This window comes from Pontibacter oryzae (assembly GCF_003576375.1).
Classification (GTDB): Bacteria; Bacteroidota; Bacteroidia; order Cytophagales; family Hymenobacteraceae; genus Pontibacter; species Pontibacter oryzae.
Genome location: NZ_QWGE01000004.1, coordinates 64641 through 86787, shown reverse-complemented (window position 1 = coordinate 86787; position 22147 = coordinate 64641). Strand labels below are relative to the sequence as shown.

Below are 22147 nucleotides of genomic sequence, written 5' to 3'. Positions count from 1 at the left end.
CTATCTGAAGGATCAGGGCTTGACCAGTATCCATCTGCAAGAGAAAACCTATAGCAGGTGCTAATTATATAATGGGCTGACTTCAGCAGTTTCTGTGAGGTACCAGCCACCACGGCTGCCTTTTGCTACTTTGGCCTCCACCTGCACTGCGCCGCTGGTGCCCTGCAGCGTAAACTTTAGGATAGCAGGATTATCGCTTGGTCTAGGGAGATCTTCGTTGTTGTATACCACCTGCTTAAACTGGCCTATTTTAGAAGTGAGCTGAGGCTGCTGCTTAACAAGTTCCACGCCCTGCAAGAAAGACTCTGGTGGCTTTTCCTCCGAGAAGTAATAGCTGATGGTGGAAAACAAAAGGGCCGCGCCATATACTATCAGAAACCAACGAAGTGTCTTTTTTCGGTTTACCCTGTTTTTCAGGAAAGGATAAAACAGAAAATACAGCACCCCACTTACTACAAATAATATAATCACCGCTTTCGCCATAGCCCAAAAGTAACAAAATAGCTTCGGAGTTTTTACTCATTGCACACCTGACGCAAGCTTTCAACTTGTGGCTACACTTGGGCCAAGCTTTCAGTTTGCACTTTACGTCTTCTGAAAATTTATACCGGCACAGTATAAATGGACGCTTACGCCAGAATTATACATGCATGGCAACCACGTTAAAACAAAAAAGCCGGCTATAAACCGGCTGTCATTTTAAACTGGGTTGTCCTTTTTCTCAGGGCACTTGCTATCCATCAGCTCCCTGAAGTTCTCGATGCAGGCTACAGGTATAAATGTGTAGATTTCGGTTTCGCCATCGCAATACTTAAAGCTGGCAAAGTTGGTACGGCTCTTAGGGTATACCCATTTATCGCTTTCGCAACCGTAAACGAATAACGGGAAATCGGTATAGAAATAGTCTACATACGACACAACTTCCTGGCCTTTCACAAACAGCAGACGGCGGTGGTTATCGGGCACTACAGAGCCTTCCCACTTAAAACCGAGCGTCTCGCTAATGGCCTCGCTGTCCTCGTTGGGCTGGAAGTAGTACATCGTATCCCAATCGAAATCGGTAAGATCCGCCATCTGTATCGTTTTATATCCTTCTGCTCCGGGCTCGCCTTCGGTCACGACTTTCATGAGTTTTTCGTTCAGGTTGCTGTTGCTGCCCGAGCAGCTTGCAAGCCACAGCAGGGCTACTATAGGCCAAATGTAATGTTTCATCGAGGTGTTTTATATACTTGGTGTAAGGTATACTTTCTGGTGATAACTAATAACCCTAAACGCCAGCCATACTTTGGTTTTAGTTTTTATACCTGGAAGCCAGCTCTTCCTGTTCTTTGTGTTGCCGGCCAAAAACTTTGGCAATCCAGCGCGGCAGGAAAATGGAGCCTAGTATCAGGTATGGGTAGTATGTGATCAATCGGTACAGCACCACCACAATGCCGCTGAACGGCCCCAAAAACAAGCCAAAGAAACTCGGGAAAGCCATTTCTACAATTCCCGCACCGCCCGGTGTAATGGCAATCAGCATCACGATCCAGAAAATGAGGTTCCGCGACAGGATGAGCAGATGTTCCGCAAAACCTACTTCCACGAAGGCAGCAATAAGGCAGTTTAGCAGAAAATAGCGTGCGCTCCACACAAACACGGTAGAGATGATGGCGCGGGCCCAGTAATTAAAGTCTTTGCCTTTTAACTGCTCCGATGCCCAGATAATCTCGTTGCCATGCTGGAACGCCTGTACACGCCACTTGCGCAGAAAACCAAGTGAAGTAGCCTTTAACAAGAGCCATTTAAATGCACGGGGGCGTACAAACAGCGCATAAATCATCACGAAGGTATACACGGCAATTAGCCCATAGCTAATGTAAAAAGCAGATTGCAGCTTGGCCATGTCGGCCGGGTCCAGGTTAAAGGTCGGGAATACCTGCCCTTGCGTTAGCAGCAGGGCAATGGGTGCGGCCACAATAAAGAACATGTTGTCCAGCACGGCCGTCAGCATAACGTAAGCCAGTGACTTGCCCAACGGAATACCCTCTTTGTTAAGTATGATGGTGGCTATGGTGGTGCCTCCCACCACGGAAGGCGTAATGGCCGAGGCAAACTCCCAAAGCATAATCACATCCACGGAGTTACGCCAAGTCAGGTATTTATCGGTAAGCGACCGGATACGGTACATGTAACCTGCATCCCGGATAACCAGCACGACCAGCGCAGCCATCAGCCACCATACATTGGCCTGGGCAATTCCTTTCAGCTCGTTTACCCTGTCATCCTTAATAAAAATCCAGGCGGTGGCGCCCAAGCCCAACAGTACTGGTATCAGCACTTTTATGGGGCTAAAGCTTTTAAGTATAGTTTTCTTGTTCTGATCCATGTAAGGTGGTCACGGTTTGTCTGCTCCTCCTTCTGCTATGGCTCCTCAGCCCTCTTGCGGCAGACGCGTAAAGCTATTACTATTCGGGAACTAAGCCTAAACGTTGAAAAAAATTGCACTCATATCCCGTACTGCCTACTCCTGAACCAGCAGTTGCGTTACCTGGGCAGCTTGCCCTTCAGCCTCCGTAATAATGAAATCATTAAAGCCATCGCCTACCTCTACGCCTATCAGGTTAAGCTGCAGCATATCCAGGATAGCCAAGAAGTTGAAGATCATGCCGATCTTGTCCGGGAACTCCTCTATCAGTTTGGAGAACGCCAGCCGGTTACGCTGCTGCACCATGCTCAGGATAATATCTCGCTGCTCATCTATAGTATAAGCGTATTGTATAACGGTATGCTTTGGGCGGTTCTGCTCTTCTGTGTAGCGCGCCATCACCTTTTCAAACACCCGCATAATTTTGTACAGGCTTAGGTCCTGCAGCTCATACTCGAAGTGGTTGGCATTGGCTATCTGCTGCAGCTCGTGATGTATGTTACCCCGGCTCTCCTGGGCCATGCGCTGATCCTCCATCTCTGATAGGTCGGGCACAGCGCTTTTATACTTTTTATACTCCAGCAGGTGCTGCACCAGCTCCTCGCGCGGGTCAATTTCGTTGCCGTCCTCGTCTTTCTCCACACGGGGCAGCAGCATTTTCGCCTTTATGCGCATCAGGGTGGCGGCGGTAAGTATAAAATCGCTGGCCACCTCTATGTTCAGCTGCTCCAGCTCCTGTAGGTAGCCCACAAACTCGTTCGTAATCTGGAAGATCGGAATGTCGTGTATGTCAAGCTCATCGCGCTCAATAAAGAAAAGCAACAGGTCAAACGGACCCTCAAACAATGGTAATCTTATCTCGAAACTCACCTTATCAACTCATTTTTAGGCGCGTGTAGCTGCGCAGGTGGCAAAAATAAACAATTTCAGCGGATTGAAACATGCCCGCCCTACTGCATCAACCTAAACCACGGCCGCCATAGTTCATAACCATTTTTAAAGAGACAGGTATAACCCTGAACACACCTGCCGGGGCTCCGCCGATTAAGGCCTTAGCAGACAACGAACGGGTTATATATATTTTTTCATATACTATAGGCACAAGATTCTGCCATGGCTTCGCTGGTTAAAGTGGCTGCTTGTGTTGCATAATTTATTAACTTTACGATTTGGCTCGAATAGTGCCCTTTGCAAACTTTAGCCAGATTTTTTTGTTAGAGGTCTATAAAGACAATTCTATGATTATCAAACCCGGAGAGCTGCTTGCCTCCATCAACTCGCCTGCCGACCTGCGCCAGTTAAAACCGGAGCAATTGCTGCAAGTGAGCCAGGAACTCAGGCAGTATATCATCGATGTTGTTTCGATTCACGGCGGCCATTTTGGCGCAAGCCTCGGCGTGGTGGAGCTTACTACAGCGCTACATTATGTGTTTAACACGCCTTACGACCAGTTGGTGTGGGATGTGGGCCACCAGGCTTACGGCCACAAAATACTGACGGGCCGCCGCGATGTGTTTCATACCAACCGCAAGTATGGCGGTATCTCCGGGTTCCCGAAACGCAAGGAAAGCGAGTACGATACCTTTGGCGTAGGCCACTCCAGTACCTCTATTTCGGCGGCGCTGGGTATGGCGGTTGCCTCTAAGTATAAAGGCGAGGAGCAGCGCCAGCACATTGCCGTGATCGGTGACGGCGCCATGACCGGCGGTATGGCCTTCGAGGCCCTGAACCACGGTGGCGTAGCCAATGCCAATCTGCTCGTAGTCCTCAACGACAACTGCATGAGCATCGACCCGAATGTGGGCGCGCTCAAAGAATATTTAACAGACATCACCACCTCCCGCACCTATAACAAGATGCGCGATGAGGTTTGGAAGATACTTGGCAAGATTAGTAAGTTTGGCCCGGATGCCCGCACCATTGTTTCCAAAATTGAGGGTGGCGTAAAAGCAGCCATCCTGAAGCAGAGCAACCTGTTTGAGGGCCTTAACTTCCGCTACTTCGGCCCGATAGATGGCCACGATGTAAACCACCTGGTTTCGGTGATGGAAGACCTGAAGCATATTCCGGGTCCGAAGATTCTGCACTGCCTAACCACCAAAGGCAAAGGCTTTGCCCTCGCCGAGAAAGACCAGACCAAATGGCACGCGCCAGGCCTGTTCGATAAAATTACCGGCGAGATCTACAAAACTGTTCCGGACAAGCCGCAGCCACCAAAGTACCAGGATGTGTTTGGCCATACTATTGTGGAGCTGGCCGAGCAAAACCCGAAGATCATGGGCGTAACGCCTGCCATGCCTTCCGGCTGCTCGCTCAACATCATGATGAAAGCCATGCCCGACCGCGCCTTTGACGTGGGCATTGCCGAACAGCATGCCGTTACGTTCTCAGCTGGTTTGGCCACGCAGGGCTTGGTGCCTTTCTGCAACATTTACAGCACGTTTATGCAGCGCGCCTACGACCAGGTGCTGCACGATGTATGCCTCCAAAACCTGAACGTGGTTTTCTGCCTGGATAGAGCCGGTTTTGCCGGGGCCGATGGCCCAACCCACCACGGCGCTTACGATATTGCTTACATGCGTTGCATCCCGAACATGGTGGTAGCCGCCCCTATGGATGAGCAGGAGCTGCGCAACATGATGTATACCGCCTCGCAGGAGGATATGGGTCCGTTTACGATACGCTACCCGCGCGGAGAGGGCGTTATGCCGCAGTGGCGCACGCCCCTGGAGCTTCAGCAGGTAGGCAAAGGCCGCACCATACAAGAAGGCGAAGAGCTTGCCATACTTACCTTCGGCCATGTGGGCAACTACGCAGTAGATATCTGCCAGAAGCTAGAGCAGGATGGTATTACGCCTGGCCATTACGATATGCGTTACGCCAAGCCACTGGATGCCGAGTTGCTGCACCACATCTTTGCGAAGTATGATAAAGTGATTACCGTGGAAGATGGCTGCCTGCAGGGCGGTTTCGGAAGCGCAGTGCTGGAGTTTATGGTCGATAACGGCTATACGGCTCAGGTGAAGCGCCTTGGTATTCCGGATGCAATTTTTGAGCACGGCTCCCAGCTGCAGCTGCAGCACGAGGCAGGCTTCGCTCCGCAGGATATCGAAAACGCCGTGCGCGAACTGGTTGGCGCAACTGTGAAAGTATAATTTATTAGACGCTAGATATTAGAAAGAGGCCCCGCAGATATTAAACTTGCGGGGCCTTTTGTTTTTTGTCTGAATCAGGATTTTAAAATTGACAGGATTACGTTTGTGCAGGCAGCTATACTTTGCAGTAACTCGTTCAAAGTATAAATTTACAACAGCACAGGTTGCAAGCGCACAATTGGGCAGGCCACGACCTATCCCTGCAGATATGCGTAACGCAGCAACAAATCCTGATTCAGACATATGCAAAACACTTACTCCGACCACGGCTCCGGCGACACATTGGTTTTCCTGCATGGCTTCTGCGAGAGCAAGCACGTATGGGCAGAGTTTACTAAGCCACTGCAACAGAAATTTCGCATTATTGCCCTGGATTTGCCGGGCTTCGGCGAGAACATCGAAGGCATCAGCAACTACAGCATAGAAAGCATGGCTGATTACGTGAAACACAAGCTGGAGGAGCTGCGTGTGCACCGGTGCATTTTAGTGGGCCACTCCATGGGCGGCTATGTAAGTATGGCCTTTTCCGCAAAGTATGGAAGTATGCTGCAAGGCCTTTGCCTGTTCCACTCCTCTGCCCTGCCCGATACCGACGAGAAGAGGGAAAACCGAAGCAAAAGTATCGATTACGTGGAGCGCCACGGCGTCATCAATTTTATAAACCCGTTTGTAGAGCCGCTTTTCTACAAAGAAAACCGCGACTGGCTGAAGCAGGAAATTGAGCTCATGAAAGAGATTGGCCGCGCCACTCCGCAGGAAAGCGTAACCGGTGCCCTGGCCGCCATGCGCGACCGCCCCGACCGTACTGATGTGCTGCGCAAAGCCAAGTTCCCGGTGCTGTTCATTTTCGGGAAAGATGACGGTGCCGTGCCACTTGAAAAAGCGTTGGAGCAATGCCACCTACCCGGCAACAGCATGGTATACTTCCTGGAGAAAACCGGCCACATGGGCATGTTCGAGCGCACCTACGAAACCCGCAAAGCCATCGAGAAATTTGCCGAAACGATCTTTGGGTAAGTTAGAAGGTTAAAAAGTTTGGAGGTTAGAAAGTTATACTTTCAATACGGCATGCATAGGCTCACCTTACACTTCCAGATACGCAAAAGGAATGTAACTTTAACGCCTGATCCTAGACCTCCCCGCTTATGACACAGACAGCCGTACTTGCGCCTGCGCGCATCTTGCCAACCATTGTGTTCTCGCAGTTTGCGGGCACCTCGCTTTGGTTTGCCGGCAATGCCGTGCTGCCGGAGCTGCAGGCATCGCTGGGTTTGCAGCAGGGCGCGCTTGGCTTGCTTACTTCAGCAGTGCAGTTCGGGTTTATACTTGGCACGCTCTGTTTTGCCTTTTTCTCGCTAGCCGATAGGGTATCGCCACGGCTTCTTTTTTTGCTGTGCGCGCTGCTAGGTGCCCTTGCCAATGCCCTGATTCTGGTATCTGCCACAAGTATAGCCGGTGTGTTGCTTTTGCGTGGCCTTACAGGTTTTTTGCTGGCAGGAATTTACCCGGTAGGCATGAAGATAGCGGCCAGTTGGTATAGCGGCAACCTGGGCAAGGCTATCGGGTATTTGGTGGGGGCTTTGGTATTAGGTACAGCTTTTCCGCATTTGCTACGCGGCTTGGGTGCAGCGCTGCCCTGGCAAAGTATGCTACTGGCTATAAGTACGCTTTCGGCTGCAGGCGGCTTGCTCATGTACCTGCTCGTTCCGGACGGCCCATACTTAGCAAAGGGAGCAGGCTTTAAGGTAAGCAACATGCTGCAGGTATTTAGGGTACGGGAGTTCAGGGCGGCGGCTTTCGGGTACTTTGGGCATATGTGGGAATTGTATACGCTGTGGGCCTTCGTGCCATTTATACTTGCTTACGCTTACCCGGAGTGGCAGCAGGGGCAGCTATCAATTGGTAGCTTTAAGGTGATTGCAGCTGGCGCTATTGGGTGTGTTAGTGGCGGCTATGCTTCGCAGCGTTGGGGCAGTGCCCGGGTAGCCTTTGTGCAGCTGTTGCTCTCAGGGCTTTGCTGTATACTTAGTGTCTGGATTTTACAGGAGCCTTCTCTGCTCCTGCCTTTTCTTTTATTTTGGGGTGTAGTGGTGGCCGGAGATTCGCCACAGTTTTCAGCGCTGACGGCGCGTACGGCACCGCCGCAGTTGGTCGGTACCGCCCTTACGGTGGTTACCTCTATCGGCTTTGCCATTACCATTATCAGCATACAGTTAACAGGCTACCTGCTCACTTCACTGCCTGTTCCGGCTGTTTTCATACTTCTGGTTTTCGGCCCGGTTATGGGCTTATTGAGTATGGGCAAGTTGTTGCAAAAATAAAGTGGCGGCAACCTGCCTTATACAAGTTGCCGCCACCATCGAAACCATTAGTTTATACTTTAAAAGTATAGAATAGTTACTCCTTTACCTCCAGTTCCAGGGTAGTTCCGTCTGGGGCTTTCAGGTCCATTTCGTCGTCGTCTAGCTTTAGCACCTCAAAGGTTTGAGTTACATCTTCATCCTCAAACTGCAGGGTGATGCGCTTGGCAGTCTGATCGAAAGACCAGGTACCTGTTTGCAACATGCCGTTACCACCCATTGCGAAGCGTCCATCGGCATAAAACTGCATATTTTGCGCTTCCTCGGTGTCTGTTAGGTCCTGCTCCTGCCCTGAAGCATCCTTCTCTTCGTCTACCACCCAGGTTTTGTTATCGGCCCCAGAGATCATATTTTCTGAGCCCACTTCTTCTTCGCCGCCGCAGCTAGTAAAAAATATAGTAAGTAACACGGCAAATAGCGGTGCCACAGCTTTATGTGTCTTTTTCATTGTTTTCGGTTTGGTTATACTGAGCCTAGGTTTACGTCCTGCCCCTGCATCTCGTTGCAATCGGCTCATAACAACTAAGTGATTCTGCCAGCGTATCTTATAAGGATGCAGCCGCATTTTATACTGTCTGTGCTGCTCTAAGTAAAACCAAATCAGACTTAAAAACACTAGAATATGGGACTGTTAGATTTTTTTAAGAAGGGCAAGGAAGAGCCGGCTAAACCAGCCAGCAATGTATCATCTAAAAACGTGCAGACGCCGAAGGGCACACAGCCTGTTAGCAAAGGGACTGATGTTACCTCGCGCACGCCCGGTCAGGGTTTTAATAGCCCAGGCGACGTGAACAGGACTTCGGCTGGCCCTAACCAGGACGTGTATACTGTGCAGAGCGGCGACTCGCTTTCCAAAATAGCCAAGAAGCATTACGGCAACGCCAACGACTGGACCAAGATCTATCAGGCAAACAAATCCGAAATAGGCGACAACCCGGACCTTATCCGCCCAGGCCAGCGTTTTGTGATACCGAGAGATTAAAAATAACTGTTTGAGTTAAGGTAGAACAGCCAGCCTCCTTTTGAGGTTGGCTGTTTGTTTTTATATTTGCTGTTGTTTATACTTCTATAGCTGCTGCTTATTACTTTGTACAGGCTATCATTACCGGCCACCGTTCATCCTCAGTTTTATAAACGGCTTGTTTCATTTCTGGCTTTGGTGCCCTCTAGCCCGGGAGGGCTCGTCCTCCCGCATTGCGCTGTGTATTGAAGCTGCCGGGGGTAGGGGCCCTCTTTAGCTTCGCTACAGCCTGCCCTTCGGGCACCGCATCAATACAAGGCGCTCTTTTTCGAGGGCCCCTACCCCCACGGAAAGACTGGGATCAGGTTCGATAGCAGCTGCTTTCCGCACAGTCCCCCTTCGAAGGGGTGGGGTGATTGGTATCGCAGAAAATCCTGTACATCCAACCTAATTTAATAAATCCTGGTTCTGATAAACAAAAAAGCCCACCAGGCATTACACCTGGCGGGCTCTCAATCAATAAGTATACTTTTGCTTAGAAACGCTCGTCAGCAGCGAAGAAGAAGTCGCCTTCGATCTGTGCGTTTTCGTCAGAGTCAGAACCGTGAACAGCGTTTGCCTCGATAGACTTTGCGAATTTCTTACGGATAGTACCTTCTGCAGCATCAGCCGGGTTAGTAGCGCCGATCAGCTTACGGAAATCCTCTACAGCGTTGTCTTTCTCCAGGATCATCGCCACGATAGGGCCAGAAGACATGTATTTTACCAGGTCTCCGTAGAACGGACGCTCCTTGTGCACCTCGTAAAACTTACCTGCGCGCTCTTCAGACAGTCTTGTCTTTTTCATCGCCACAATGCGGAAGCCACCTTCCTCGATCATCTGGGTAATGCCGCCAATGTGGTTTTCTGCTACCGCATCAGGCTTAATCATGGTGAATGTAGTGTTACCGGCCATGTTGTCTTTTTACTTTATTGTTTATAACTTCTAATTTAGCTCGCAAAAATAGCGCATTTCGGCTAATATAGCATACTTTTAAGGCATACTTTAGTTAAGTACCTGATTTACCTGGCGGGTGCAGGGGGCCGGCAAAAGCGCCTTGGTGTTGCTTTAGACTTATTTTATTCAGAAATTCGCGCCTTATATCCTTATTAATCAGAGGATTTATATTTACAGCATGCACGACATTATTGCGCTACAAGAGCTCCTAAAAGAGCCTAAAGAGGTGATGATCACCACACACCATAAACCGGACGCCGATGCGTTGGGCTCTTCGCTTGGCTTGGCTGGCTACCTAAAAAAGAAAGGCCACCGCGTCACCGTAGTCACCCCGTCTGATTACCCTTCGTTCCTGAACTGGATGGAAGGCAACGACGATGTGATTGTTTACTCCTCTAAAAACGATGCTTTGGTGCGTCGTATCATCAACGAGGCACAGGTTATTTTTTGCCTGGATTTTAACAACCTGTCGCGCATCAACGAAATCGGTGAGTACATCCGGGAGGCCGAAGGTACCAAGGTACTGGTAGACCACCACCTACAGCCCGAGGATTTTGCCGACCTGGACTACGCCAACACTAGTGCCGCCGCTACCGCCGAAATCGTGTATGACCTGATTAAGGCCATGGGCGACGGCGACCTGATCGACGCGGGCATTGGCGAGTGCCTCTATGCCGGCATCATGACGGACACAGGTTCGTTCCGACACCCTAGCACTTCCCAGAACGTGCACCTCATAATTGCAGACCTCCTGCATATCGGGGTAAAAACCTCTGACATCCACCGCCTGATCTACGATAGCTCTTCGGAACTGCGCCTGCGCTTTTTGGGTTATGCCCTGAAGGATAAACTGGTGGTGCTGCGCGAGTACAATACAGCATATATCGCTATCACGGCAGAAGAGCTAAAAGCCTACGATTCTAAAACCGGTGATACCGAAGGACTTGTAAACTATGCCCTGTCTATTGAAGGCATCGTTTTTGCAGCCCTCATCATCGATCGTACGCAGGCTGTTAAGATGTCTTTCCGGTCTGTTGGCGATTTCTCGGCCAACGAGTTTGCGCGCAACCACTTTAACGGGGGTGGCCACAAAAACGCTGCCGGCGGCATGTCCATGGACTCGCTAGAGAACACCGTGGCGAAATTCGAAAGCTTGCTGCCGCTTTACAAAGAGCAGTTGCAGCAAGCCACAAACAAGTAAAAACTTATATCAACCTATACTAAATGCTATCTAAATCTAAATTCTTACTGCCAGTGCTGGCAGGTGTGTTGTCGTTGCAGGCTTGCAACAAAAACAATGACGAGTTTTATACTACGGCTGATGGCCTGACTTATAAAATCTTCGAGCAGAAAGAAAACGGCGAGTATGAAAACAGAGGCAAAGTAGCCCCGGAAGACTCTACAGGCGCTAAAATTGGACAGGTGGTAACTATGCACATGTCTTATAAAAATGCGGAAGACTCCCTGCTGTTCGATTCGCGCACGCAAGGTATGCCTATCATGATCCCGGTAATGGAACCATCGTTTAAAGGCAGCCTGGAGCAGGCTCTGATGATGTTATCTCCGGGCGATAGCGGCGTGTTTAAGGTAAGTGCTGACTCTTTGTTTGCTAAGACTTTCGGCCAGCCAATGCCTCCATTCATTAAGCCGGGCTCACAGCTTACGTTCTTCATCAAGGCTGACAAAATCCAGTCGAAGGAGCAGGCGATGGTAGACCAGCAGAAGATGTTTGAAGAGCAGATGAAGCAGGCGCAGGTTCGCGCAGAGAAGCAACTGAAAGTGGACGACGATAAAATTCAGCAGTACATCAAAGAAAAAAGCCTCGCTAACGCTCAGAAAACCGAGTCTGGCGTATATTACGTGGTAACGCAGGCAGGCAAAGGCCCACAAGCCAGCGCCGGCGACGAGGTGACGGTACACTATACTTTAACGCACCTGGATGGCAAGGAACTGGAGTCATCGCGCAACAACCCGATGAACAACAACGAGCCGTTCAAGTTTACGCTTGGCCAGGGCCAGGTTATTAAGGGTTGGGATGATGCCATTCAGCAACTGAAGGAAGGCAGCAAGGCTACCCTATTGGTTCCTTCTCCACTTGCCTACGGCGACCAAGAGCGTGGCCCGGACATGCCGGCTAACTCTATCCTGCGCTTCGACATTGAGTTGATGAACGTTGCCAAACAAAAATAACATAAGCAACTATGTTTTATAACAGCATAAATAACAAAGGAAGCCGCCTGCTACAGGCGCTTCTGCTGTTGTTTGTAGTGGTTACTTTTGCTGCCTGCAAAGACGATGACGTTGACCAGCGTGCAAAAGACGACGCGCAAATACAGCAGTACTTCCAAGCAAATAACATTGATGTTAATACGGTAACCAAGACGAGCAGCGGCTTATACTATCAGAAACTGGAAGACGGCACCGGCGATCAGGTATATCGCGGAGACAGAGTTTCGGTGCACTATACTGGCACACTGTTAAACGGCACCAAATTCGACTCGAGCTACGACCGCAACGAACCTTTTGAGTTTCAGATAGGCGTTGGAAACGTGATAAGAGGCTGGGATGAAGGATTGCAACTCATGCGTGAAGGCGAAAAAGCCCGACTGTTTATACCTTCTCATCTGGGGTATGGCAGCAGCAATTCTATTACTATCCCGGCTAACTCTCCATTGGTTTTCGAGATAGAAGTGCTGGAAATCAAGTAAGACCTTACTTTTACCACAAAAAAGGCCGCCGGATCATACTTCCGGCGGCCTTTTTTTATACTTGGTTTTTACGTTTCGCTACTCGGCCAGCACTTCAGAAAGTATAGCCAACGACTTTATCTCGCCCAGTTTATCCACGTGCAGCTGGTAATACCGGATCACGATATCGAGCAGCTCGCGGCGCACTTTCCCGTTAGGTATAGTGGCGTGGTCAGGCTCCTGCAGCAACTGGTCGAAGTATGCCTCGTGGGCTTGCAGGGCGAGTACAGGCGGTGCCGCAGTGGCTGCCTGCACGTTATGCGAGAAGGCCACCTGCTCCACAATCTCTGCCCCGGAGCTAGGCCCGAAACCCAAATGAAAGCTAAGTTGCAGCAAGAACACCAGATGGAAATTCTCAAACCCACGGTCCATCTCATCAAACGTAACCACCGCGTTAAACAGGAAGTAAAACAGCGGCTGGTTCTCCTCCTCCTCCTTCACCGTGCGCGATACAAGTTCTGACAGGAACAACAGGATGCTGCTTTTGCGGATATCAAAAGGAATAGTGGAAAAAGGGTAGGCCGATTTATACTCTGAAATACGTGTTAGCCCGCCGCGCGGCGAAGTATAAACTACCATATCCAGCAGGGTAAAAGACTGAAAAAGCGCAATGCGCGAGCCAGTACCTTTTTTGCGCACACCGTTTACAATGTACGACTGCACACCCAGCGCCTCGGTATAAATCCTGGTGATGATCGAGGACTCCCTATACCTGATATAGTTGAGCACGATGCCTTTTGTCTTGACTAGCATTTACTCCAGTACGGCTATTTTAGTGATGCAGGTTTGATTGCCGTCCTCACTGGCGCTTAGCACCAGGTACACACCGGCTTTTACGCGGTTTCCGTTGTAGTCGCGGGCGTTCCAGGCCAGGGTGCCCCCGGTGGCTTTCGCCTTGTAAACCAGGTTGCCCGCTACATCGGTGATGCGCACATTTGCATGGTTAGGTAAGCCGGAAATGCCTACTTGGCCTGTAAAATCACGTTGCACAGGGTTCGGGAATACCATGGCACAGGCTGGTTTGCCCTCGGTGCGGGTGGCATCGGAGCGGAAGGAGGCTACACCAGCTTCGGTTGCCACAAAAACCTCCCCTGATTGATGCTCTACGCCTACAGCGTATACTTTATCGGAAGGCAACGGGCTGTTCTGTGCGGTAAAGTGATGTATCAGTTTATCGCCATCTGGCCCGAAAAGCCACAGGCCGTTGTCAGTACCCATCCATTTGCGGTTGGCTCCATCCACGGCAATGCTCCGCACGGTTTGCCCTGCCAGTAAAGGCCGGCCATCAATAATAGGAATGCGGGCATCATAAGGGTTGGAATCAAAGGCAAAAGCCGGGTTGTAATATACGCCCACACCGCTTGCCGTGCCAACCCAGATGTCGCCATTCAGATCTTTGGCCATACTATAAACCATGCCATCGGGCAGGCCGCCGTTCCTGTCTCCTGTGGATAAAATACGGAGCCTGTTCTGCACATCATCGTAAACCACCACACCACTACGGCTGTTACGCCGCCTGGCAATGGAGAGCCACTTCTGCCCAAAATCATCAATAACGATATATGTTAGGTTGCTGCCATCAACCAGGTTTGGTAAGGTATAAGATTGCCAGGTGCCGTCTGGCTGCAGTTTAAACAGGCCGGGCGCAGCGGTTTGCTGGTTTCGGTTTACGGCCCATACATTGCCCTCCGCATCAACATCCACGTCCGTTACGCGCACATAGTCTGTTTGCGTGCTGGGCCCTGCGGCGCTCAGCAGCGGGCTGTTCAGGCCATTGTATACTTTGCCCTGCTCAGGGCTTTCCCACTCTATCAGGCCGGTGTGGTAGCTGCCGAAGTATAGCTTTTTAGTAACCGGGTTATAAACGGCGCTAACCAGATCTTGAGCTCCGCCAACAGCCGAAGCAGGATTGAGCTCCCGGTTAAAGTTTTGCCAGGTGCCGTTTTCATACTTGTAGAAACCATCCGTGATGCCGCTTTGCAGATAGCTCTCGTTGTAGCCGCCGCTCAAAACGTACACAGCACCCCCGTAAGTATAAACCCCGAAACTGTTGCTGGCATATGGGCCATTCGGGGCGTGCGCCGTAGCCTGCCCAGAAAGAAAGCTGGCTTTTACCAACCCTTTGCTATTGTCGGCAACCCACAGGGAGCCATCGGTTTCGGCGGCAGCTTTGCGGGGCTGGGCCAGCAGCGGGTGCGCAACTGTATGTTTCTGGCCTTTGGCGTCCAGCACTGTTAGGCCGGTAGTGGTGGTAATGCTTAGGGCTGCAGGCGTGGCATGAATGCTTTGCACAACGCTCCCGGAGGCAAGTAGCGTGTTCTGCCATTTGCCATTTTGTAAAGTATAAACGGCATTTGGCGTGCTGCAATACAGCTGCTCCTGAAAAACGGCCAGCCCGCTAATTTCTGTCGTGCCAGGCAAGCCTTTGCTCTGGTTGCTCCAGCTCTGGAAATCCTGCAGGTTGGCCCCGCTTACCGGCGCCGAAAGTATGCCATAGTTTGTAGCAGCGTAAACCTTGCCTTGAAGTATGGCAGTGGCCGTTGCGCTGATGGCCTCGCCGTTGGGGCCAAGGTTACTGTAAGTGTCCTTTACCTCGCGCTTTTGCAGGTCCAGCACCACTATGCCAAAGCTGCACGACAAGTAAGCAAGCTTGTTATGGATGTATAGGCTGTTGATCTTTTTTTCGCCGGGGATGCTTTTCCGGAAGATGTCTGTGATGCTGTATACCTTATTATCGCGGAGCAGGTCTACCTTGGTGCTTTGGTAGGCAATTACGAGTGTGCGGGTAGTTTCATCGTAAGCGATGTCGCTGATCTGTTGCTCGCTCAGGCCGTCTACTTTGGTTAGGGCCTCGGTGGTGTTAAACTCTTTGTCGTAGTAGAACAAGCCTTGCTCGGCAGCCACATACACCAGGTCTCCGGCCAGGGCCACGGCTTTGCCGCGTTGGTAAGGCACGTGCACCTGCCACCCTCCTATCGGAACCTGGCTCTGCGCCTGCACCGCCGCAAAATTACCGCAAAGCATCCAGGCCAGGAGTAAGTATGGCAGGTATTTCAGCGCTTGTATCTGGATGGCATGTTTGGCTTTCACGGCAATGGCTTTAAAATATGGTTAGCTCTTTTTGCCCTTGAGGCCCTCTATAAAGCAGTGGCGGCAGCGGGCTTCGTAAGAATCCGACTCGCCCAGCAGCACCTGCTTTTCGTCGGCGGCGTTTCTAAACGAGTAATTGGCAATATCCCCGCACTGCACGCACACGGCATGCACCTTGGTAACGTACTCGGCCACCGACATCAGCGCCGGCATAGGCCCGAAAGGCTTGCCCAGGTAATCCATATCCAGGCCAGCCGCAATAACGCGCACGCCGCTGTTGGCCAGTTTTACGCATACTTCGGCCAGGCCCTCGTCAAAAAACTGCGCCTCGTCTATACCCACTACATCGCAGCTGCCACCCAAAAGCAGCATATCCTGTGCAAAGCCTATGGGCGTAGAGCGAATGGCGTTGGCGTTATGCGATACCACATCCTCGTCGTGGTAGCGTTTATCTACGGTAGGTTTAAAAATTTCGATCTTCTGCTTGGCGATCTTGGCGCGGTTTAGCCTTCGGATCAGCTCCTCGGTTTTGCCTGAAAACATGGATCCGCAGATCACCTCAATCCAACCTCTTCGGGTAGCGTGGTTGTCGTTGCCTACGCGTGGTTCAATAAACATTTATACTATATGTGCTAATGTGGTAATTCGTGACTATGCCGCAGCAGGGTAACTGTTGTTGATTGTTAATTGTTGGATTGCTGAATGGCTAAATTGTTAATGGCTAGGTTAACAACCTTCTAACTTCCCACCTTTCTAACCTTCTAACTACCTAACCTCCCAAAATCTCTACCTCTCTAACTACTATAGCTCATGTGCGGCAGTTTGGTTTGTTCTGGCACTTTTCCTGTAACTTCGCCACTGGGCAAAGTACATTGGCAGGTCAATCTTTCGTTATCCTGTAGGCGGCCCTTTTCGCGGTAGCGCAGCTCGGCTGCCGTAAGCGGCGCAGTGTGTTCCATACCTTGCAACACAACTATGCGGCAGGTAGTGCAGCGGCCTTTGCCTCCGCAGGCATGCATCCAGTCGGTGCCCTGGCCCTGCAGCAGGGCTTCGAGCAACGTCTGCCCTTCGGCAACCTTTACTTCAAGGCCCGATAGGTTTTGCACCGTCAACTTTGGCATATTTTTATAACTTTACAGGAGAAAGCGACATCAATGGAAGACAAATATAATCAATTACACCTGGAACGGTACAGCAAACAGCTGGCAAATCTGCTGTGCGACCGCCACTTTGCCTCTCACGACACCCTGAACGGCCCTCAGCTTATCAGCTTTACGGCTGTGAAACAGGTAAATCTGTTCGTGATAAAAGAATTACTCTTAAAGTGGCACCACGAAATGGCCAACCTGCGCAGCCCATACTTCGACTATGAGCATGAGGAGGTGAAAGAGGCCTTGGTTAATTTTATGAACGTGCTTTCGCGTAAGATTCTGATGAAGCGTAATGCTTTTGAACCGCTGCTGCAGAAAGCTATTTATGACACATTTTTGGTGGCGCTGGCCCCGGCCACCACGTTCGAGGAGAAATTCCTGCGCATTCAGGAAGAGATTACCTTGCCTAAGCTGCAAGAGAACTTAAAGTATATTGATATCGACAAGCCGCTTTTTGCCGGTTTTATAGATACCCTTTCACCTAGCTCCCGCGACCGTGAGTATATCCTGAGCCGCTTTAAGCTGTACGCAAACGCTAACCAGCAGCAACGCACGCCACTCAGCGACCTGGTGGCGCAGTTCAATGCCTTGCTGCCGATTTCGGAGCAGGAAGCAACTGGCCAAGCACCGCCAACCGCAGCCATTCCGCTGCCTAAGGCCACGCCTGCGGCACCCATACAGGAGAAAGATATTGTGGCGCCCATGCATGCGGCCCAACGTGAAGCCTCTGCCCCTACGGTACGCCCAGCAGTTATGTTTAAACAGGATGAAGAGGAGGATGAAGCCGAGGAAACCGGCGGCCATGTGCGCCCTACCCTTAACGACAATTTCCGGAAGGCGGCTTCCTCATCTGTTGCAGACGCGCACAGCAACCGCAAAATAGATTCGCTTAAAAACTCCATTTCTATAAACCAGCGTTTCAGCTTTATTAACGAGCTATTTGATGGCGACAACCTGACCTATTACCAGACTATCCAAACACTGGATGGGTTCACGGATGCGCAGTCGGCCAAGCAGTTTATATCGCACACGCTGACCCCAAAGTATGACTGGAGCAAAAAGCAGGACCATGTAAACAAGCTGCTCCGCCTGGTAGAGCGCAAGTTTGCCTAAACTTTTATATTCACCCTCTCAGAAAAGCCATCGCCTGCGCGGTGGCTTTTCTGCTTTTACGTATGCTACGTGATAGGCAGCAAGGTTAGCCCCATTAAAGCCTGCCTCTGGTAAAAAGTTTAAGATTGTGGCTAAAAGTGCGCCATCAGGCATTGCAAATTATGGTTCGAAATACTAATTATGCACTTTGCTTAACACAGGGGGCACGTACTTTTGCGCCTGCTTTGGTTTTTAAATTAAGACGCTAAAAACAACACCTTCCTGACACAAACAGAGTTTTAACCCGTAACAACAAAAAAACAACCTGATTATCAGCCATGAGAGACGATTTTGACTACGACGACGACTTCGCCTACAACAACTTTGACGACGAGGATGAGGATGATGATTTTGGAATGACGTTCGAGGAGGATTTGTACCTGATGATACGGGAGAAGCTCCGCGATACCATTCAAGAATACAAAGCGCAGTACCCAGCGCTAAAGAAGTTGGAGAGTGCGGTTACCTCTTTTAAGGTGAACGCCAAAAACACAGACGACTCCAAGTTTTATCCTTTGGCAGCCAAGTTACTGAGCGAGCACATTAAGCCCCTTACCCAGGAATCCGAAGAAATTCAGGAGATTTACGATAACATGCAAACCGACATTACCCGCTTTAAAAACCAACGCGCGCACGGGTACGAAGGAGAGCTTTACCTGACTGATTGAGTATACTTTAAGTATATTTTTAACGCGAACAGCCTGCCCTACTCGGGCAGGCTGTTCGCGTTTTTAGTATCTCCACCTTCTAATTACTGCATTTAACTAGTATTATATATCAATCATTCGCCATTAAATTATGAACACCGTACTAAGCTCTATTAAGCGATTCCCGCTTTACATTTAAAAATCTATATTTGTAGGCTCTAAGGATGCAACCCTTTCAGCATTTTCGGAATCATATACCCGAAACCTTAAACCTGCAGATTGTGACGATGACCTTTACCCGACACCTAGTTACAGACAAACTTAAGACTTCGGCACAAATGGTGACAAACAAGCTATTACCTGGAGAACAACACCTTATTCAAACCGTGGATAAGCGCATTGCCCTTACAACGCACCGCCTGATCCTCCGCAAGTTTTCTTGGGCGCGGCACCATGGCAACGCCGTGATGCTCGAAGACATCTCGGATTGGGAGGTGAAAGCAACAGGTGTTAACCTATACGTGGGCTTAAGCATTGCCTCAGCACTGTTAGTATACTTAAATGATGCTTTTTTTCTACTCAGTGGCTTCTTTCTGGCACTCTTTATCATGACCCGCCGGCAACGCATACATGTGCGCACTAACAAGGGCAACTTGCTAGTGCTTCCGCTGGATGTACACCAAAAGCGCCTGCACACCCTGATACCATTGATAAAAGAAGCACAGCAAAACCGAATGTCTTACCTGATGCATCATAAATTGAAAGTTGCATAAACATACCTGCCCGCTGCTATGCGTCATCAAGCACCTTTTTCAGGTGCTTTTTTGTTACACGCCTGCAAGCAATATCTTGGCAGTACTACCGTATTATCTCTATATTTAGGGTTTTAACGGCTAGTGCAAGTACGGCTTGGCTGAGAACTTTGATAGACAGATAGCGTGAATACATACCAGTTAAAAATAAAGCAAGTTTTTAATGAGGTGAGCAAGGTAGTTGTAGGCCAGTCATATATGGTTAACCGCCTGCTGATCGGCCTCTTTACCGGGGGGCACATTCTGTTGGAAGGCGTGCCTGGCCTGGCCAAGACGCTTACCATTAATTCGCTTTCCAAAGCGCTGCACCTCGATTTCCAGCGCATACAGTTTACACCAGACCTTCTCCCCTCCGACCTAATCGGCACCATGATCTACAACCAAAATGCTTCTGTGTTTGAGGTAAAGAAAGGGCCGATCTTTGCCAACCTTATACTTGCCGATGAAGTAAACCGCTCCCCGGCTAAGGTGCAATCAGCGCTGCTGGAGGCCATGCAGGAAAAACAGGTAACCATCGGCGAAACCACTTACCTCCTGGACCTGCCCTTCCTGGTGCTGGCTACCCAAAACCCTGTGGAGCATGAGGGTACTTACCCGCTACCCGAAGCACAGGTAGACCGCTTTATGATGAAAGTATACATCGACTACCCTAAGAAGGAAGATGAGCTGGAAATCATGCGCCGCATGGCTAACATGACTTATGCCGACACGGTGAACAAAGTGCTGAGTAAGGAGGATATCTTCGCCATCCGGAACGAGATAAACCAGGTACAGATATCAGAAACACTGGAAAAATACATTATTGAGCTGGTGTTCGCCACACGCCGCCCCGCAGAGTATGATCTGCTGGAGTTTGCGCCTTATATTCAGTTTGGGGTATCGCCGCGGGCAAGTATAGCCCTGAATCGCGCCGCCAAAGCTGTGGCCTACTTCGACGACCGCGACTATGTGCTGCCTGAGGACATAAAGGAAGTGGCTTACGACGTAATGAACCACCGCATTATACTTAACTACGAGGCAGAGGCCGACGGCATCCGGACCAAAGACTTTATAGAGGCCATTCTGCGCAAAGTGCCCATCAGCTAAACCTGCCTAAGTACAAACAGAAGTATAAAAAGAGAAGCCCGGAGTATTCGCTCCGGGCTTCTCTTTTTATACTTGGCAGGCAAGTATGGCTTTTGTTTTTCGCAAAGAAGCCCACCGAAAGGGCGGGCTTCTGGCAGCATGGGAGACTAAGCCACGCCACTAATGATTGCCACGATGTTTCTCACCCATACATGTGCAACCAGTTTCTTACAAATTTAATTAGTAAGCAGTACCCTGTGGGTTATAGTTAGCCCAGCCGGCAGTCCAGTCGGTAGCACCGAAGGCACCAACGTAGTCTACTGTAGTAAAGAAGCTATCCAAACCAGTGAAGCTTGGCTGCACCGTGGTCGTTGCCTTCACGAAGCTAGGCGTTGCATTGTAAGCGCCACTGATGTTTAGGTCTGCCAGGTTGGCAACTACTGCGTTTCCTTTCGCTGATGCGTTGAACCATGTGGCTACGTCGAATGTGCTGCCATCAGTGACTGTAAGGGCCTTGCCAGCAGAAGAACCCGCAATGATCGTGTTTTGGATTTTGAACTCGTTTGCAGCAGCGTTAGTCTCTGTTGCCGTACCATCCAACAGCAGGCCTGTAGGCCAGCCCAGCACGATTGAGTTGTGCAGTTTTGTCTTGTTGTTGCGGCGCAGGTGCAGGCCACGCTTAAAGTTAGAGTTGATAGTAGTTGAAGCACCCAGCGGGCCGAACAACGTTACGTTAGAGTATGTAGGCGATGTGATTGGTGTGGCAGGCGAGCCGCTACCGTCGTTATCAGACTCAAAACCGTTAGAACCGGAAGCATCGGCCACGCTCGGGTTTGCGATACCTAACAGGAACTGCAGCTTGCCTGAGTAGCCGTTGTCTGTATCAAACATATCGTCCACTGTCTTGTAAGCGATCAGGTGCTTGGCGTTCACAGACCCGCCGAACCACTCAAAAGAGTCGTCGCCGCTGAAAGACACCTGCACATAGTCGATGGTAGTGCCTGAGCCTACGCCACCCAATGTAAGGCCGTTTATCTCGTTATCTGGCTGGAAAGCGATACCAGGGTATTCGATGCGCACATACTTCAGGATACCAGAGTTGTCGGCAGCATCTGTACCGCCAAACTCACGGTCAACGCCACCTTCAATCTTAGCTGAGGTTCCTAAGTTAACCGGAGCCTTGCCCAGGATGATCACGCCACCCCAGTCGCCAGCGGCACGAGAGCCGGCAGGCTGTGCAGAAGTGAATACGATTGGCTTGGCAGCGGTTCCCTCTGCCATAATTTTGGCACCACGCTCCACAATAAGCGTAGCTTTAGAGGCCTTGTCGCCCATAATAACTGTGCCTGGCTCAATGGTAAGCGTAGCACCGCTCTTCACATATACAAATCCCTTCAGCAGGTATTTAGTACCCGCCTTCATAGTATAATCTTGTTCTGTAGAGCCCGAAACAGCCATCATGCCATTTGTCTGCTCTGTCGTGAACTGCTCACCCGTTGCTACCGGGGTGCTGTCATCATCATTGTTGTCGCAGGCAACGAAAGACACCGCAAGAAAAGCGACTAGCAATAGGTTAAATAACTTTTTCATAAGTAGTTAATTA

The 22147-nt window shown here is 50.3% G+C and carries 22 protein-coding genes; 11 read left to right on the top strand and 11 right to left on the bottom strand.

What is annotated here, in order from left to right; all coding sequences use genetic code 11:
- Window positions 1-60: 60 nt before the first annotated feature.
- From D1627_RS12615 to D1627_RS12600, 4 genes are all read right to left on the bottom strand, one after another.
- Entirely contained in the window at window positions 61-471 is a 411-nt protein-coding gene (locus D1627_RS12615) for a hypothetical protein (protein ID WP_147383294.1), read from the bottom strand.
- Between the two features lie 228 nt (window positions 472-699).
- Window positions 700-1212, bottom strand: coding sequence for a hypothetical protein (locus tag D1627_RS12610; RefSeq protein WP_119432630.1), 513 nt, complete (start codon window positions 1210-1212; stop codon window positions 700-702).
- Between the two features lie 79 nt (window positions 1213-1291).
- Window positions 1292-2368 (bottom strand): lysylphosphatidylglycerol synthase transmembrane domain-containing protein, encoded by a 1077-nt coding sequence (locus D1627_RS12605; protein WP_119432629.1) that lies wholly within the window; start codon window positions 2366-2368, stop codon window positions 1292-1294.
- Window positions 2369-2503: 135 nt separating this feature from the next.
- Window positions 2504-3277: a segregation and condensation protein A gene (locus D1627_RS12600; RefSeq protein ID WP_199688433.1), complete on the bottom strand. Its 774-nt coding sequence runs from the start codon at window positions 3275-3277 to the stop codon at window positions 2504-2506.
- 368 nt (window positions 3278-3645) lie between these two features.
- On the opposite strand from D1627_RS12600, the gene dxs reads away from it, so the two are divergent.
- The 3 genes from dxs to D1627_RS12585 all read left to right on the top strand — a co-directional run bounded on the left by dxs (window position 3646) and on the right by D1627_RS12585 (window position 7883).
- Entirely contained in the window at window positions 3646-5562 is a 1917-nt protein-coding gene (gene dxs / locus D1627_RS12595) for a 1-deoxy-D-xylulose-5-phosphate synthase (protein ID WP_119433016.1), read from the top strand.
- A gap of 243 nt (window positions 5563-5805) precedes the next feature.
- Window positions 5806-6579 carry an alpha/beta fold hydrolase gene (locus tag D1627_RS12590; RefSeq protein ID WP_119432627.1) on the top strand — a complete coding sequence of 258 codons (774 nt, stop codon included), beginning with the start codon at window positions 5806-5808 and terminating at the stop codon, window positions 6577-6579.
- Between the two features lie 128 nt (window positions 6580-6707).
- The gene (locus tag D1627_RS12585; RefSeq protein ID WP_119432626.1) at window positions 6708-7883 is read left to right on the top strand and encodes an MFS transporter; all 1176 of its coding nucleotides are present in this window, start codon (window positions 6708-6710) and stop codon (window positions 7881-7883) included.
- A gap of 76 nt (window positions 7884-7959) precedes the next feature.
- Here D1627_RS12585 and D1627_RS12580 read toward each other — a convergent pair whose 3' ends face one another.
- The gene (locus tag D1627_RS12580; protein ID WP_119432625.1) at window positions 7960-8370 is read right to left on the bottom strand and encodes a hypothetical protein; all 411 of its coding nucleotides are present in this window, start codon (window positions 8368-8370) and stop codon (window positions 7960-7962) included.
- Window positions 8371-8544: 174 nt separating this feature from the next.
- Between D1627_RS12580 and D1627_RS12575 the strand changes: the two genes are divergently transcribed.
- The gene (locus D1627_RS12575) at window positions 8545-8904 is read left to right on the top strand and encodes a LysM peptidoglycan-binding domain-containing protein (RefSeq protein WP_119432624.1); all 360 of its coding nucleotides are present in this window, start codon (window positions 8545-8547) and stop codon (window positions 8902-8904) included.
- 514 nt (window positions 8905-9418) lie between these two features.
- Here D1627_RS12575 and D1627_RS12570 read toward each other — a convergent pair.
- The gene (locus D1627_RS12570; protein ID WP_119432623.1) at window positions 9419-9838 is read right to left on the bottom strand and encodes a nucleoside-diphosphate kinase; all 420 of its coding nucleotides are present in this window, start codon (window positions 9836-9838) and stop codon (window positions 9419-9421) included.
- Between the two features lie 220 nt (window positions 9839-10058).
- Here D1627_RS12570 and D1627_RS12565 point away from each other — a divergent pair, with 220 nt between their 5' ends.
- Genes D1627_RS12565 through D1627_RS12555 form a run of 3 tightly spaced genes read left to right on the top strand, consistent with a single transcriptional unit; the run spans window position 10059 to window position 12588 of the window.
- Window positions 10059-11081 carry a DHH family phosphoesterase gene (locus tag D1627_RS12565; protein WP_119432622.1) on the top strand — a complete coding sequence of 341 codons (1023 nt, stop codon included), beginning with the start codon at window positions 10059-10061 and terminating at the stop codon, window positions 11079-11081.
- 23 nt (window positions 11082-11104) lie between these two features.
- Window positions 11105-12070 carry an FKBP-type peptidyl-prolyl cis-trans isomerase gene (locus D1627_RS12560; RefSeq protein ID WP_119432621.1) on the top strand — a complete coding sequence of 322 codons (966 nt, stop codon included), beginning with the start codon at window positions 11105-11107 and terminating at the stop codon, window positions 12068-12070.
- Between the two features lie 11 nt (window positions 12071-12081).
- Window positions 12082-12588 carry an FKBP-type peptidyl-prolyl cis-trans isomerase gene (locus tag D1627_RS12555; protein ID WP_119432620.1) on the top strand — a complete coding sequence of 169 codons (507 nt, stop codon included), beginning with the start codon at window positions 12082-12084 and terminating at the stop codon, window positions 12586-12588.
- A 78-nt stretch (window positions 12589-12666) separates the two neighbouring features.
- On the opposite strand, the gene recO is transcribed toward D1627_RS12555, so the two are convergent.
- From recO to D1627_RS12535, 4 genes are all read right to left on the bottom strand, one after another.
- Window positions 12667-13380 (bottom strand): DNA repair protein RecO, encoded by a 714-nt coding sequence (gene recO / locus D1627_RS12550; RefSeq protein ID WP_119432619.1) that lies wholly within the window; start codon window positions 13378-13380, stop codon window positions 12667-12669.
- Window positions 13381-15717, bottom strand: a complete 2337-nt coding sequence (porZ, locus tag D1627_RS12545; RefSeq protein ID WP_119432618.1) for a type IX secretion system anionic LPS delivery protein PorZ — start codon at window positions 15715-15717, stop codon at window positions 13381-13383. It lies immediately after the preceding gene.
- A gap of 21 nt (window positions 15718-15738) precedes the next feature.
- Window positions 15739-16335 (bottom strand): thymidine kinase, encoded by a 597-nt coding sequence (locus D1627_RS12540; RefSeq protein WP_119432617.1) that lies wholly within the window; start codon window positions 16333-16335, stop codon window positions 15739-15741.
- Window positions 16336-16511: 176 nt separating this feature from the next.
- The gene (locus D1627_RS12535; protein WP_119432616.1) at window positions 16512-16838 is read right to left on the bottom strand and encodes a 2Fe-2S iron-sulfur cluster-binding protein; all 327 of its coding nucleotides are present in this window, start codon (window positions 16836-16838) and stop codon (window positions 16512-16514) included.
- Between the two features lie 33 nt (window positions 16839-16871).
- Here D1627_RS12535 and D1627_RS12530 point away from each other — a divergent pair, with 33 nt between their 5' ends.
- From D1627_RS12530 to D1627_RS12515, 4 genes are all read left to right on the top strand, one after another.
- Window positions 16872-17981: a hypothetical protein gene (locus D1627_RS12530; RefSeq protein WP_119432615.1), complete on the top strand. Its 1110-nt coding sequence runs from the start codon at window positions 16872-16874 to the stop codon at window positions 17979-17981.
- A 317-nt stretch (window positions 17982-18298) separates the two neighbouring features.
- Window positions 18299-18688: a hypothetical protein gene (locus D1627_RS12525; RefSeq protein WP_119432614.1), complete on the top strand. Its 390-nt coding sequence runs from the start codon at window positions 18299-18301 to the stop codon at window positions 18686-18688.
- A gap of 266 nt (window positions 18689-18954) precedes the next feature.
- On the top strand, window positions 18955-19440 hold the full coding sequence (locus tag D1627_RS12520; RefSeq protein ID WP_119432613.1) for a hypothetical protein: 486 nt from the start codon (window positions 18955-18957) through the stop codon (window positions 19438-19440).
- A 165-nt stretch (window positions 19441-19605) separates the two neighbouring features.
- Window positions 19606-20565, top strand: coding sequence for an AAA family ATPase (locus tag D1627_RS12515; RefSeq protein WP_119432612.1), 960 nt, complete (start codon window positions 19606-19608; stop codon window positions 20563-20565).
- A gap of 219 nt (window positions 20566-20784) precedes the next feature.
- Here D1627_RS12515 and D1627_RS12510 read toward each other — a convergent pair whose 3' ends face one another.
- Window positions 20785-22134 (bottom strand): T9SS C-terminal target domain-containing protein, encoded by a 1350-nt coding sequence (locus D1627_RS12510; protein WP_119432611.1) that lies wholly within the window; start codon window positions 22132-22134, stop codon window positions 20785-20787.
- Between the last annotated feature and the right edge of the window lie 13 nt (window positions 22135-22147).

Excerpts from the sequence above, each read along its gene's own strand:
- D1627_RS12560 (WP_119432621.1), top strand. The coding sequence starts at position 11,105 with ATGCTATCTAAATCTAAATTCTTACTGCCAGTGCTGGCAGGTGTGTTG.
- D1627_RS12590 (WP_119432627.1), top strand. The coding sequence starts at position 5,806 with ATGCAAAACACTTACTCCGACCACGGCTCCGGCGACACATTGGTTTTC.
- D1627_RS12610 (WP_119432630.1), bottom strand. The coding sequence starts at position 1,212 with ATGAAACATTACATTTGGCCTATAGTAGCCCTGCTGTGGCTTGCAAGC.
- D1627_RS12555 (WP_119432620.1), top strand. The coding sequence starts at position 12,082 with ATGTTTTATAACAGCATAAATAACAAAGGAAGCCGCCTGCTACAGGCG.
- D1627_RS12580 (WP_119432625.1), bottom strand. The coding sequence starts at position 8,370 with ATGAAAAAGACACATAAAGCTGTGGCACCGCTATTTGCCGTGTTACTT.
- D1627_RS12585 (WP_119432626.1), top strand. The coding sequence starts at position 6,708 with ATGACACAGACAGCCGTACTTGCGCCTGCGCGCATCTTGCCAACCATT.
- recO (WP_119432619.1), bottom strand. The coding sequence starts at position 13,380 with ATGCTAGTCAAGACAAAAGGCATCGTGCTCAACTATATCAGGTATAGG.
- D1627_RS12540 (WP_119432617.1), bottom strand. The coding sequence starts at position 16,335 with ATGTTTATTGAACCACGCGTAGGCAACGACAACCACGCTACCCGAAGA.
- D1627_RS12510 (WP_119432611.1), bottom strand. The coding sequence starts at position 22,134 with ATGAAAAAGTTATTTAACCTATTGCTAGTCGCTTTTCTTGCGGTGTCT.
- D1627_RS12530 (WP_119432615.1), top strand. The coding sequence starts at position 16,872 with ATGGAAGACAAATATAATCAATTACACCTGGAACGGTACAGCAAACAG.
- D1627_RS12535 (WP_119432616.1), bottom strand. The coding sequence starts at position 16,838 with ATGCCAAAGTTGACGGTGCAAAACCTATCGGGCCTTGAAGTAAAGGTT.
- D1627_RS12605 (WP_119432629.1), bottom strand. The coding sequence starts at position 2,368 with ATGGATCAGAACAAGAAAACTATACTTAAAAGCTTTAGCCCCATAAAA.
- D1627_RS12565 (WP_119432622.1), top strand. The coding sequence starts at position 10,059 with ATGCACGACATTATTGCGCTACAAGAGCTCCTAAAAGAGCCTAAAGAG.
- dxs (WP_119433016.1), top strand. The coding sequence starts at position 3,646 with ATGATTATCAAACCCGGAGAGCTGCTTGCCTCCATCAACTCGCCTGCC.
- D1627_RS12575 (WP_119432624.1), top strand. The coding sequence starts at position 8,545 with ATGGGACTGTTAGATTTTTTTAAGAAGGGCAAGGAAGAGCCGGCTAAA.
- D1627_RS12525 (WP_119432614.1), top strand. The coding sequence starts at position 18,299 with ATGAGAGACGATTTTGACTACGACGACGACTTCGCCTACAACAACTTT.
- D1627_RS12570 (WP_119432623.1), bottom strand. The coding sequence starts at position 9,838 with ATGGCCGGTAACACTACATTCACCATGATTAAGCCTGATGCGGTAGCA.
- D1627_RS12520 (WP_119432613.1), top strand. The coding sequence starts at position 18,955 with ATGACCTTTACCCGACACCTAGTTACAGACAAACTTAAGACTTCGGCA.